At 67.7% G+C, this 11529-nt stretch carries 10 protein-coding genes; 8 read left to right on the forward strand and 2 right to left on the reverse strand.

What is annotated here, in order from left to right; all coding sequences use genetic code 11:
• The first annotated feature begins 50 nt into the window (after positions 1 to 50).
• The 3 genes from ACNI65_RS09020 (at position 51) to ACNI65_RS09030 (ending at position 2957) form a co-directional block, all read left to right on the forward strand.
• Positions 51 to 1739: an NAD(P)/FAD-dependent oxidoreductase gene (locus ACNI65_RS09020; protein ID WP_416762502.1), complete on the forward strand. Its 1689-nt coding sequence runs from the start codon at positions 51 to 53 to the stop codon at positions 1737 to 1739.
• Positions 1740 to 1821: 82 nt separating this feature from the next.
• On the forward strand, positions 1822 to 2190 hold the full coding sequence (locus ACNI65_RS09025) for a hypothetical protein (RefSeq protein WP_416762504.1): 369 nt from the start codon (positions 1822 to 1824) through the stop codon (positions 2188 to 2190).
• Entirely contained in the window at positions 2187 to 2957 is a 771-nt protein-coding gene (locus ACNI65_RS09030; RefSeq protein ID WP_416762505.1) for a zeta toxin family protein, read from the forward strand. The genes ACNI65_RS09025 and ACNI65_RS09030 overlap by 4 nt, the downstream gene beginning before the upstream one ends.
• 37 nt (positions 2958 to 2994) lie before the next feature.
• On the opposite strand, the gene ACNI65_RS09035 is transcribed toward ACNI65_RS09030, so the two are convergent.
• Complete coding sequence (locus ACNI65_RS09035; protein ID WP_416762506.1) at positions 2995 to 4152, reverse strand: lytic polysaccharide monooxygenase; 1158 nt, start codon at positions 4150 to 4152, stop codon at positions 2995 to 2997.
• 230 nt (positions 4153 to 4382) lie between these two features.
• Positions 4383 to 5540: a lytic polysaccharide monooxygenase gene (locus tag ACNI65_RS09040; RefSeq protein ID WP_416762507.1), complete on the reverse strand. Its 1158-nt coding sequence runs from the start codon at positions 5538 to 5540 to the stop codon at positions 4383 to 4385.
• A 264-nt stretch (positions 5541 to 5804) separates the two neighbouring features.
• Between ACNI65_RS09040 and ACNI65_RS09045 the strand changes: the two genes are divergently transcribed.
• The 5 genes from ACNI65_RS09045 to asd all read left to right on the forward strand — a co-directional run bounded on the left by ACNI65_RS09045 (position 5805) and on the right by asd (position 11323).
• Positions 5805 to 6752, forward strand: a complete 948-nt coding sequence (locus tag ACNI65_RS09045; RefSeq protein WP_416762508.1) for a LysR family transcriptional regulator — start codon at positions 5805 to 5807, stop codon at positions 6750 to 6752.
• A 34-nt stretch (positions 6753 to 6786) separates the two neighbouring features.
• Positions 6787 to 8217 carry a 3-isopropylmalate dehydratase large subunit gene (gene leuC, locus ACNI65_RS09050; protein ID WP_416762509.1) on the forward strand — a complete coding sequence of 477 codons (1431 nt, stop codon included), beginning with the start codon at positions 6787 to 6789 and terminating at the stop codon, positions 8215 to 8217.
• Positions 8218 to 8240: 23 nt separating this feature from the next.
• Positions 8241 to 8891: a 3-isopropylmalate dehydratase small subunit gene (leuD, locus tag ACNI65_RS09055; RefSeq protein WP_416762510.1), complete on the forward strand. Its 651-nt coding sequence runs from the start codon at positions 8241 to 8243 to the stop codon at positions 8889 to 8891.
• 45 nt (positions 8892 to 8936) lie between these two features.
• The gene (leuB, locus tag ACNI65_RS09060; protein WP_416762511.1) at positions 8937 to 10061 is read left to right on the forward strand and encodes a 3-isopropylmalate dehydrogenase; all 1125 of its coding nucleotides are present in this window, start codon (positions 8937 to 8939) and stop codon (positions 10059 to 10061) included.
• Positions 10062 to 10192: 131 nt separating this feature from the next.
• Positions 10193 to 11323, forward strand: coding sequence for an aspartate-semialdehyde dehydrogenase (asd, locus tag ACNI65_RS09065; protein WP_416762512.1), 1131 nt, complete (start codon positions 10193 to 10195; stop codon positions 11321 to 11323).
• Positions 11324 to 11529: the final 206 nt, after the last annotated feature.

An 11529-nucleotide genomic window follows, 5' to 3' on the forward strand; every position in this document is an offset into this window, starting at 1 on the left:
GGCCTGTTTTGCTTTCTGCTGACCGTTTCTTCCTTGCTCGATCAATCGCCATGATCCGCATCAACGAACTCCGCCTGCCCCTCAACCACCCCGAGGAGGCCCTGCGCCCCGCCGTCGTCGACCGACTCGGCATCCCGGACGCGCAGCTCACCGCCTTCACCGTCTTCAAGCGCAGCTACGACGCCCGCAAGAAGACCGCGATGGTCCTGATCTATTCCATCGACTGCGAGGTCGGTGATGCCGCCGCCGAGACCGCGCTGCTGCAGCGCCATGCCGGCGACACGCACATCAAGCCCTCGCCCGACACGAGCTACCGCTTCGTCGGCCAGGCGCCGGCGGATTTCGCCGCCGCGGCCTCGACCGGCGAGCGCCTGCGTCCCGTGGTCATCGGCTTCGGCCCCTGCGGCCTGTTCGCCGCGCTGATCCTGGCCCAGATGGGCCTGCGCCCGATCGTGCTGGAGCGCGGCAAGCAGGTCCGCGAGCGCACCAAGGACACCTGGGGCCTGTGGCGCGAAAGCGTGCTCGACCCCGAATCCAACGTCCAGTTCGGCGAGGGCGGCGCGGGCACCTTCTCCGACGGCAAGCTCTACAGCCAGATCTCCGATCCGCGCTTCCTGACCCGCAAGGTGCTGACGGAGTTCGTCAAGGCCGGCGCGCCCGAGGAGATCCTCTACGTCAGCAAGCCCCACATCGGGACCTTCCGGCTGGTGAGCATGATCATCAAGATGCGCGCCGAGATCGAGAGCCTGGGCGGCGAGATCCGCTTCCAGCAGAAGGTCACGGACCTGCTGATCGAACCCGGCACCGAGGGTCAGCAGCACCTGCGCGGCGTGACGCTGGCCTCGGGCGAGCAGATCCGCGCGGATCACGTGATCGTGGCGCTCGGTCACAGCGCGCGCGACACCTTCACGATGCTGCATGAGCGCGGCGTCTACATGGAAGCCAAGCCGTTCTCCATCGGGTATCGGATCGAGCATCCGCAGTCGATCATCGACACGGCGCGCTTCGGTCCCAACGCCGGGAATCCCATCCTGGGCGCGGCCGATTACAAGCTCGTCCATCACGCGAAGAACGGGCGATCGGTCTACAGCTTCTGCATGTGCCCGGGCGGCACGGTGGTGGCGGCGACCTCGGAGCCGAACCGCGTCGTCACCAACGGCATGAGCCAGTACTCGCGGGCCGAGCGCAACGCGAATGCCGGCATCGTCGTGGGCATCTCGCCCGAGGACTATCGCCAGGACGGGAAGAAGGACGGCAGCACGGTGAACCCGCTGGACGGCTTCGCGTTCCAGCGCTTCTGGGAATCGCGCGCCTACGAGCTGGGCGAGGGCGATTACAAGGCGCCGGCCGCGCTGGTGGGGGACTTCGTGAAGCGTCAGCGCAGCACGGCGCTGGGCAATGTCGAGCCGAGCTACAAGCCCGGCGTCACGATGACGGACCTGCAGCAGAAGGGCTTCGGCAGCCTGCCCGAGTACGCGTTGTCGGCGATCCGCGAGGCGCTGCCGGCCTTCGAGCGCCAGATCCGCGGCTTCTCGATGAACGACGCGGTGCTGACGGGCGTGGAGACGCGCACGTCCTCGCCGCTGCGCATCACGCGCGGCAAGGACTACCAGAGCCTGAACGTGCGCGGCCTGTATCCGGCGGGCGAGGGCGCGGGATACGCCGGCGGCATCATGTCCGCCGGCGTGGACGGCATCGAGGTCGCCGAAGCGGTGGGCCGCAGCGTGCTGGGGCTCTGATTCGCGGTGGCGCGGCGGACCCGGCCGTATCCGCGTCCGCTCAGTGCCGGTGGCACAATTCAGGCCTACTTCGCACCTCACCATGTCGTCCAACAGCAGCCTTAAGAAGATCGAGACCCGCAAACCCGCCAAGTCGGCGACGGTGCGGGGGACGGCGATGGCCGTGTTCTCCGGCGGCATGGCGCTCATCGACACCTCGGAAGGCAAGTCCGCTGCCATCAAGCGCGTCAAGCGCGATGAGCAGACCAGCAGCCTGATCAAGAAGGTCGGCGCGGCGCTGGAGCGTCCGGGTGTCTCCCGCAAGACGGTGTTCCCTCCCGGCAGCAACACGAGTTTCGTCTACGCGGTGGATCCCAATGATCCGACGATCCTGATCCGGCGGACGGCGCAAGGCAAACGCGAGCGCGGCCGCTTGATCCACGGACACTTCGAGCCACTGCCGGCGAAATGACGGCACGCGGGGCGCCGTCCCTGTCCAGCCTTTTGCGAGGGTTGGGCAAGGGCCAGAAGAAGCCCATGGCGATCGTGCTGGCCGGGCATAACGGTTCGGGGAAGTCGACTCTCTGGCGCGACAAGCTGGGGCCGACCTTGCAGATGCCGCTGTTGAACGCGGACCATCTGACGTCCTCCATCCTGCCCCTTCAATCGCCGCTGCCGCCGTGGGCGCAGAAGCTGCGCAATGACGACGACCGGTGGGCGCGGCTGTCACAAGAGGGCGTTCGGGCCTTCAAGACGCTGGTGATGCGGGAAGGGCTGCCCTTTGCCTTCGAGACCGTGTTCTCGCACTTCGTGCGTCATCCGGATGGTCAAGTCGACTCCAAGGCAGACGACATCATCGAGATGCAGCGCGAGGGCTACTTCGTCGTGCTGGTCTTCGTGGGGCTTGCGCACGTGAACCTGTCGATCACCCGCGTGGGGCAGCGCGTCGAGCAGGGCGGGCACAACGTGCCGCTCCACAAACTGCTGCAGCGCTTCGATCGCACGCGGGCGGCGATCGGCCATGCAGCGTCGATTGCTGACGCCACGCTCATGTTCGACAACAGTCTGGGCGGCCAGCTCGGCTTTTCCCTGGCGAGGGTGCAGCAGAGGCACGATGTGCTCTTCGATGTCAGGACGGACGGCGCCCGTGTCCATCCCCATATCCGTCGGTTGGCGGGAGGCTGGCTGGACGTCGTCTGTCCGGCCACCCCGGCGCCTGCGGCGCGCGGGGTGGCCTGATTCGCTCAGGTCAGGTGAAGTCCGGCTGGGCTGAGCCTCAGATCGCCTGCCACAGCGTCGGCGACGAGGCCGGGTTCCAACCCGCGCCGACGTAGGCCGTGTGCGCCTGCAGGCAGCGGTAGCTCTTGCCCGCGTAGCTCACCACCTGGCCGGCCGTGTAGCTCGCGCCTTCGGTCCAGGCCGTCGTGCCGGGCGGGGTGGTCGGCGGCGTCGTCGGCAGGATCACGTCCATCGCGTAGCTCGCGCCCGAGTTGGCGTTCTGCAGATAGACGTCCATCACCGTCGCGCCGCTCGGGACCACGACCGAGCCGCCCTGCAGCGACCCCACCTTCACGTAGCCTGAGCTCTGGTTGACCTTGGTCGCGATCTGGCCGAGCCACACGGCCTTGGTCGCCGCCGCGGTCAGCGACACCGAGATCGTCTCCAGGTCGTTGCCGGCCGTGTTGAACACGCGCAGCTTGACCTGGCTGCCCGACGGCAGGTCCTGCGCCGCCGAGACCTGGCCGATCTGCTTGAGGTCCGACGGTGTGCCCGGCGGCGTGGTGCCGCCGCCGAAGTCGACGTCCGAGCAGGCATAGAAGGCCTCGGTGCTGTCGGCGCGTTGCCAGACCGAATACAGCACGTGCTTGCCGCTGCGTCGCGGCAGGGTCAGCTTCATCGTGTAGGTCTTGCCCGAGGTGATGATCTGATCCGGGCCCAGCTGCTGGACCTGCTCCAGGTCCGACCAGCGCAGCGGCGAGGCGCTCGGGTTCCAGCCGTCGCGCGTCAGGAAGAAGGTCCAGTTCAGCGAGCGGTGCGGCGCGGTGGCGTTGTAGCGGTACTCGTACTTGCCGTCGGCGCCCGGCGCATAGGCCGTCGTGGGCCAGTCCGCACGGGCGAGGTCGAAGCCCTTGAACTTCTCCTGGCCGCCCGCGCAGATCTTGAGGTCGGGCACGACGGCCTTGTGGTTGCCGTTGGCGGCGGCCTGGTTGACGCCGTTCCAGTCATAGATGGCCTGCTCGCCGCCGTACGCGATCGCGGCCTGGCAGGCCGGCAGCGAAGGGTTCTTGTAGCAGTTGTACTGGCGCGCGATCGGGAACTCCGGGGCGCCATGGGCCAGGGCAGCGGTGGGGGCGAGCATCGCGGCGAGGGCGCCGCTGAGCGAGGCGAGGGAGGCGAGCGCGAAGGCGCCGCCCAGTCGGGCACGGATGTGCATGGAATGTCTCCTTGACGGTGGTTGATGTGCTTCAACGCGTGGCCCGACACAGCACCAAAGCAGGACCACAATAAGACCTCAAGCAGACCAATACAAGTCGGGAAGACGTAACGAGCGTCACGCAAGCGGTGGACAGGGGGCGGAGAGGTCCTCCTGCCCCCTGTGCTTTCAGCTCGGTGTCTTCGGTCAAGCCCGGCGACACGAGCAAGGACGTCGACTGACGCCGCCGATCAGATCGCCTTCCACAGGATGTTGAGCGTCCCCACCGCGTTGGGCATCCAGCCGGCGCCCTTGTAGGCGATGTGCGCCTGCAGGCAGCGGTACTGCTTGCCCTGGTAGCTCACGACCTGGCCGACCTTGTAGGTCGCGCCTTCCACCCAGGTGTCGCCGACAACCGGCGGGTTGGTCGGCGGCGTGGTGCTGGGGAGTTGGGTGTCCAGTGCGAAACGCACGCCGCTGTTGGCCTGCAACGCATACACATCCATCTGCGCGGCGCCGCTCGGCACGACGACCACGCCGCCCTGCAGCGCGCCCATCTTCACGTAGGCCGAGCCCGCGTTGGTCAGCGTCGCCACCCGTGCCAGCCAGTCGGCCTTGGCCGTCGCTGCCGTCAGCGTCGTGGTGATCTTCTCCAGGTCGGCGCCGTTCTTGTCGAACACCCGCAGCGTGGCCGTGCTCTGCGCGGGCAGGTCCTGTGCCGCCGCCACCTGGCCAATTTGCGTCAGCGACGACGGGATGGCCGGAGGTGTCGTGCCCGTGCCGCCGAAGTCCACATCCGAGCAGCCATAGAACGCCTCACCGCTGTCCGAGCGCTGCCAGATCGAGTACAGGACATGCTTGCCGGTGCGCTTGGGCAGGCTCAGCCGCATCAGGTAGTTCTGTCCCACCGTCTGCATCTGGTCCGGGCCGAGCTGGGCCACGCGATCCAGGTCGGACCAGCGCAGCGGGCGCGCCGACGGGTCGAAGCCGTCACGCGTCAGGTAGAAGGTCCAGTTCAGCGTGCGGTGCGGGGCGGAGGCGAAATAGCGGAACTCGTACTTGCCGTCCGCACCCGGCGAATACGGCGTGGCGGGCCAGTCCGCGCGCGGCAGGTCGAAGCCCTTGAACTTCTCCTGACCGCCCGCGCAGAGCTTGCCGTCCGGCACCACCGCCTGGTGATTGCCGGCGGCCTGGCCCTGGTTGACGCCGTTCCAGTCGTAGATGGCCTGCGGGCCGCCGTAGGCGATGGCCGCCTGGCAGGCCGGCAGCGACGGGTTCTTGTAGCAGTTGTAGACCCGGCCGACCGGGAACTCCGGGGCGCCGTGCGCCTGGGCCGGCGGGCTCATCGTGAGGGCGCCGGTGGCGACCAGGGCGGCGGCGGCGGTACTACGCAAGATGTGGGTGTTCATGATGATTCCGAGGTGGTTGGTAGGGGGTGGCCGGATCTTCGGGTTGACCCTGGGCATCAGGCACTAGCCAACTTTTGTTGGAATCCGTCGCCGACTGACCTAAATGTGCTGATCCACCTGACGTGTTTTTGCGCCACAGGCCGTCTCGGCTTCCGGCCGCGCGCATCATTTCGAGGCTTCGTCGACGGCGAAGTGGTTATCATGAACGCCGGTAGTCTTCGCTTTCGGGCGAAGGCTAAAGTTCAACCTAGCCGCCGCCAGACCATGCGCCTCGACCTCACCACCCTGAACCTCGTGTTGGCGATCGAACAGACCCGGTCGATCACCCGCGGAGCCGAACGCGAGCACCTGGCGCTGGCCGCCGCCAGCAAGCGGATCTCCGACCTGGAGACGCGCCTGGGCGTGCAGCTCTTCGAACGCCGCGCCCGGGGCGTGGAGCCCACCGAGGCCTGCCGCGCGCTGGTGCGCCACATCCGCTCGCTGCACGCGTCGCTGCACGCGCTGGAGAGCGAGGTCGTCGAGTTCGCCCGCGGCATCAAGGGCCACCTGCGCATCGCCGCCAATGCCGGCGCGATCGCCGAGGCGCTCCCGCCTGATCTGGCCGCGTTCTCGCAGGCCCATCCGCAGATCCGCATCAGCCTGGAGGACCAGACCAGCGCCGAGGTCCAGGCCGCCGTCGCCGAGGGCCGCGCGGACGTCGGCGTCTTCACCACGCCGCTGCTGGACAACCGGCTGCAGACCTGGTCCTACCGCACCGGCCGCCTCGCGGTGCTGGTGCCCGCCGCGCACGAGCTGGCCGGGCGCGAGTCCGTCAGCTTCGACGACCTGCTGGAGCATGACCTCGTCGGCCTGCACAGCGGCGCCGCCGCCCAGGAGCTGATGCTGCAGGAAGCCATGACCCGCGGCCGCACGCTCAAGGCGCGGCTGCAGGTGCGCGGCTTCGACGCCATCGCGCAGCTGGTCGAGGCCGGCATGGGCGTGGCGGTGCTGCCGGACGCGCCGGCGCGCCGCTTCGCGCAGGTCTTCGACGTGCGCCGGCTCACGCTCGATGAAGCCTGGGCCCAGCGCGACTATGTTCTGGGGGTGGCCCGCCAGGAGCGGCTGCCCACCGTCGTGCAGCGCTTCGTCGACGCGCTGTGCCCGGCCGCCAAGGCCGAGGCCGCGGCCGCGCAGGCCACGAACCCGCCAGTTTCCAAGGGCGGCTCCAAGTGAGCCCCCGATTCCTGAAGTGATGGAGAGCCATCCCATGACCGCCAACATCTCCGCAGCCCCCCGCACGCTCTACGACAAGCTCTGGGACGAGCACGTGGTGCACACCGAGGACGACGGCACCGCCGTCCTGTACATCGACCGCCACCTCGTCCACGAGGTCACGAGTCCGCAAGCCTTCGAGGGCCTGGACCTGGCCGGCCGCAAGGTCTGGCGCCTGTCGGCCAACCTGGCCGTCAGCGACCACAACGTGCCCACCACCGACCGCAGCCAGGGCATCGCCGATCCGGTGTCGCGCCTGCAGGTCGACACGCTGGACAAGAACTGCGACCGCTTCGGCATCACGCAGTTCAAGATGAGCGACAAGCGCCAGGGCATCGTCCACGTGATCGGCCCGGAGCAGGGCGCCACGCTGCCCGGCATGACCGTCGTGTGCGGCGACAGCCACACCTCCACGCACGGCGCCTTCGGCGCGCTGGCGCATGGCATCGGCACCTCCGAGGTCGAGCACGTGCTGGCCACGCAGACGCTGCTGGCCAAGAAGGCGAAGAACCTGCTGATCCAGGTCGAGGGCCAGGTCATGCCCGGCGTCGGCGCCAAGGACATCGTGCTGGCCATCATCGGCCGCATCGGCACCGCCGGCGGCACCGGCTACACGATCGAGTTCGCCGGCAGCGCGATCCGCGCGCTGTCGATGGAAGGCCGCATGACCGTCTGCAACATGGCCATCGAGGCGGGCGCGCGCGCCGGCCTGATCGCCGTGGACGACACGACCATCCAGTACGTCAAGGGCCGCCCGTTCACGCCCGCCGGCGTCGAGTGGGACCAGGCGGTGCAGTACTGGCGCACGCTGCACTCGGACCCGGGCGCGCGTTTCGACGCGGTGGTCGAGCTCGACGCCGCGCAGATCCGCCCGCAGGTCACCTGGGGCACCTCGCCCGAGATGGTCCTGTCCATCGACGACCGCGTGCCCGATCCCGACAAGGAGAAGGACGCCGTCAAGCGCGGCGCCATCGAGCGCGCGCTGCAGTACATGGCGCTGGAGCCCAACAAGGCGATCAACGACATCCGCATCGACAAGGTCTTCATCGGCAGCTGCACCAACAGCCGCATCGAGGACATGCGCGAGGCCGCCGCCGTCGTGAAGCGCCTGGGCGGGCGCGTCGCCGCCAACGTCAAGCTGGCGCTGGTGGTGCCGGGCTCGGGCCTCGTGAAGGCGCAGGCCGAGGCCGAGGGCCTGGACCAGATCTTCAAGGCCGCCGGTTTCGAATGGCGCGAGCCGGGCTGCTCGATGTGCCTGGCGATGAACGCCGACCGGCTCGAGCCGGGCGAGCGCTGCGCCTCCACCAGCAACCGCAACTTCGAGGGCCGGCAGGGCGCCGGCGGCCGCACCCATCTGGTGAGCCCGGCGATGGCCGCGGCCGCCGCGATGGAAGGCCACTTCGTCGACGTCCGCCGCATCGCCTGAGCGCGCGCACGCAGGAGCAAGACATGGACAAGTTCACCGTGCACAAGGGCCTCGTGGCCCCGATGGATCGCGAGAACGTCGACACCGACGCGATCATCCCCAAGCAATTCCTCAAGTCGATCCAGCGCAGCGGCTTCGGCCCGAATCTCTTCGACGAGTGGCGCTACCTGGACCATGGCGAGCCCGGCCAGGATCCCGCCAGCCGCAAGCCCAACCCGGACTTCGTGCTCAACCAGCCGCGTTACCAGGGCGCCTCGATCCTGATCGCGCGCAGCAACTTCGGCTGCGGCTCCAGCCGCGAGCACGCGCCCTGGGCGCTGCAGCAGTACGGCTTCCGCGCGCTGATCGCGCCGAGCTTCGCCGACATCTTCTTCAACAACACGTTCAAGAACGGCGTGCTGCCCATCGTGCTGCCCGAGTCCCAGGTCGCGCGCCTGTTCGACGAGGTCTTCGCCTTCCCCGGCTACCAGCTGACGGTGGACCTGGAGCGTCAGGTCGTCGTCAAGCCCGACGGCGAGGAGCTGCCCTTCGACGTGCAGCCCTTCCGCAAGTACTGCCTGCTCAACGGCTTCGACGACATCGGCCTGACGCTGCGTCACGCCGACAAGATCAAGGCCTTCGAGGCCGAACGCATCGCCACCAAGCCGTGGCTGAATCACCGAATTCCGCGCTGAGCGCCACGCGGCGCTCGCCAATTGCCCATTGCCAAAGGGAAGTCCATGAAGATCGCAGTCCTGCCGGGTGACGGCATCGGCACCGAAATCGTCGCGGAGGCCGTCAAGGTCCTGCACGCGCTCGAGCTGCCGCTGGAGATGGAAACCGCCCCCGTGGGCGGCGCCGCCTACGAGGCCGAGGGCCACCCGCTGCCCGAGGCCACGCTCAAGCTCGCGCTCGAGGCCGATGCCGTGCTGTTCGGCGCGGTCGGCGACTGGAAGTACGACAAGCTCGAGCGCGCGCTGCGCCCCGAGCAGGCGATCCTGGGCCTGCGCAAGGCGCTGGGCCTGTTCGCCAACTTCCGCCCGGCGATCTGCTACGAGCAGCTCACCCACGCGTCCAGCCTGAAGCCGGAACTCGTCGCGGGCCTGGACATCCTGATCATCCGCGAGCTCACCGGCGACATCTACTTCGGTCAGCCGCGCGGCCGCCGCACCGCCGTCGACGGCCACTTCCCCGGCAGCGAGGAAGCCTTCGACACGATGCGCTACTCGCGCCCCGAGATCGAGCGCATCGCCCATGTCGCCTTCCAGGCCGCGCGCAAGCGCAACAAGAAGGTGACGTCGGTCGACAAGGCCAACGTGCTGGAGACCTTCCAGTTCTGGAAGGACGTCGTGACCGAGGTCCACAAGGACTATCCGGACGTCGAGCTCGAGCACATGTACGTGGACAACGCCGCGATGCAGCTGGTCAAGGCGCCGAAGAAGTTCGACGTGGTCGTCACCGGCAACATGTTCGGCGACATCCTGTCGGACGAGGCCGCGATGCTGACCGGCTCGATCGGCATGTTGCCCAGTGCCTCGTTGGACAAGAACAACAAAGGTCTGTACGAACCGAGTCATGGCAGCGCGCCCGATATAGCAGGGAAGGGGATTGCCAATCCGCTGGCTACAATCCTCTCCGCTGCCATGATGCTCAAGTTCTCCCTCAACCAGCCCGAAGCCGCCGCTCGTATCGAGTCGGCGGTTCAATCCGTACTGGCCCAGGGTCTGCGTACCGCGGACATCTGGAGCGAGGGCACCCAGAAGGTGAGCACCCGCGAGATGGGTGATGCCGTCGTGACCGCGATCCTCGCGGGCAAGACCACGACCACGTCCACCATTGCCACGACCAAAACCATCAAGAGCTAGTCCGCTCCGGTTCGTCTCGCCCCCTCTCACAAACCCGGCGAAGCGAGCCGGGCAGGCTCCGCAGGGTTTGTGACGGTGTTTTGGGCGACTTGCCCGGCCAGTGCAGTGCCGGGCCTCTTCAAGGAACGCAAATGACGACTTTGGTTGGACTGGTGGGCTGGCGCGGCATGGTCGGCTCGGTGCTGATGGACCGCATGGCGCAGGAGCGCGATTTCGATCTGATCGAGCCGCTGTTCTTCAGCACCTCGAACGCGGGCGGGACCGCCCCGGCCTTCGCCAGGAACGAGACCGCGCTGCAGAGCGCCTTCGACATCGACCAGCTCAAGCGCTGCGAGATCATCATCACCTGCCAGGGTGGCGATTACACGAACGAGGTCTACCCCAAGCTGCGCGCCGCGGGCTGGAACGGCCACTGGATCGATGCCGCGTCCTCGCTGCGCATGGCCGACAACGCCGTGATCGTGCTGGATCCGGTCAACATGCCGGTCATCAAGAACGCGCTGGCCAAGGGCGGCAAGGACTGGATCGGCGGCAACTGCACCGTGAGCTGCATGCTGATGGGCGTGGGCGCGCTGTACAAGGCGGGCCTGGTGGAATGGATGTCCACGCAGACCTACCAGGCGGCCTCGGGCGGCGGCGCGCAGCACATGCGCGAGCTGCTCACCCAGTACGGCACGTTGAACGCGGCCGTGCGCCCGCTGCTGGACGATCCCAAGAGCGCCATCCTCGAGATCGACCGTCAGGTCATCGCCACGCAGCGTTCGCTGTCGGCCGAGGAAACGGCGAACTTCGGCGTGCCGCTGGGCGGTTCGCTGATCCCGTGGATCGACAAGGACCTGGGCAACGGCACTTCCAAGGAAGAATGGAAGGGCATGGCCGAGACCAACAAGATCCTCGGCCAGGGCGAGGGCTTCGGCTCGCCGGCCGTGCCGGTCGATGGCTTCTGCGTGCGCGTGGGCGCGATGCGTTGCCACTCGCAGGCGCTGACCTTCAAGCTCCGCAAGGATGTGCCGCTGGCCGACATCGAGGCGATGATCGCCGCCGACAACGAGTGGGTGAAGGTCGTGCCCAACACCCGTGAAGCGACGATCAAGGACCTGACCCCGGTCGCCGTCACCGGCACGATGACGATCCCGGTGGGTCGCATCCGCAAGCTGGCGATGGGCCCGGAATACGTCGGTGCGTTCACCATCGGTGACCAACTGCTGTGGGGCGCGGCCGAACCGCTGCGCCGCATGCTGCGCATCCTGCTGGATCGCTGAGCGTTTCCGGCCTGATGAACGAAGCGGTGGCATGCCACCGCTTTTTTCGTTCCCGGGTTAGGGATTGCCAGGAGAAGCGCCGCGTTGCCTTCTAGCGACACGGCTGTAACCAGCGGTGAATCGAGGGGCGCTCATCGTTGTTATTCATGAGCTACCTCAGCAACGATGCGTATATGCTTGCCACCGTTGTGATTTTCTACCGCGGG

It is taken from the genome of Roseateles sp. So40a (genome assembly GCF_048081605.1).
Taxonomy (GTDB): domain Bacteria; phylum Pseudomonadota; class Gammaproteobacteria; order Burkholderiales; family Burkholderiaceae_C; genus Roseateles.

What these genes read in the sequence shown, in the direction of transcription:
- ACNI65_RS09020 (WP_416762502.1), top strand. Translation starts at nt 51, where the DNA reads ATGATCCGCATCAACGAACTCCGCCTGCCCCTCAACCACCCCGAGGAG.
- ACNI65_RS09045 (WP_416762508.1), top strand. Translation starts at nt 5,805, where the DNA reads ATGCGCCTCGACCTCACCACCCTGAACCTCGTGTTGGCGATCGAACAG.
- ACNI65_RS09035 (WP_416762506.1), bottom strand. Translation starts at nt 4,152, where the DNA reads ATGCACATCCGTGCCCGACTGGGCGGCGCCTTCGCGCTCGCCTCCCTC.
- leuB (WP_416762511.1), top strand. Translation starts at nt 8,937, where the DNA reads ATGAAGATCGCAGTCCTGCCGGGTGACGGCATCGGCACCGAAATCGTC.
- ACNI65_RS09040 (WP_416762507.1), bottom strand. Translation starts at nt 5,540, where the DNA reads ATGAACACCCACATCTTGCGTAGTACCGCCGCCGCCGCCCTGGTCGCC.
- leuC (WP_416762509.1), top strand. Translation starts at nt 6,787, where the DNA reads ATGACCGCCAACATCTCCGCAGCCCCCCGCACGCTCTACGACAAGCTC.
- ACNI65_RS09025 (WP_416762504.1), top strand. Translation starts at nt 1,822, where the DNA reads ATGTCGTCCAACAGCAGCCTTAAGAAGATCGAGACCCGCAAACCCGCC.
- asd (WP_416762512.1), top strand. Translation starts at nt 10,193, where the DNA reads ATGACGACTTTGGTTGGACTGGTGGGCTGGCGCGGCATGGTCGGCTCG.
- leuD (WP_416762510.1), top strand. Translation starts at nt 8,241, where the DNA reads ATGGACAAGTTCACCGTGCACAAGGGCCTCGTGGCCCCGATGGATCGC.
- ACNI65_RS09030 (WP_416762505.1), top strand. Translation starts at nt 2,187, where the DNA reads ATGACGGCACGCGGGGCGCCGTCCCTGTCCAGCCTTTTGCGAGGGTTG.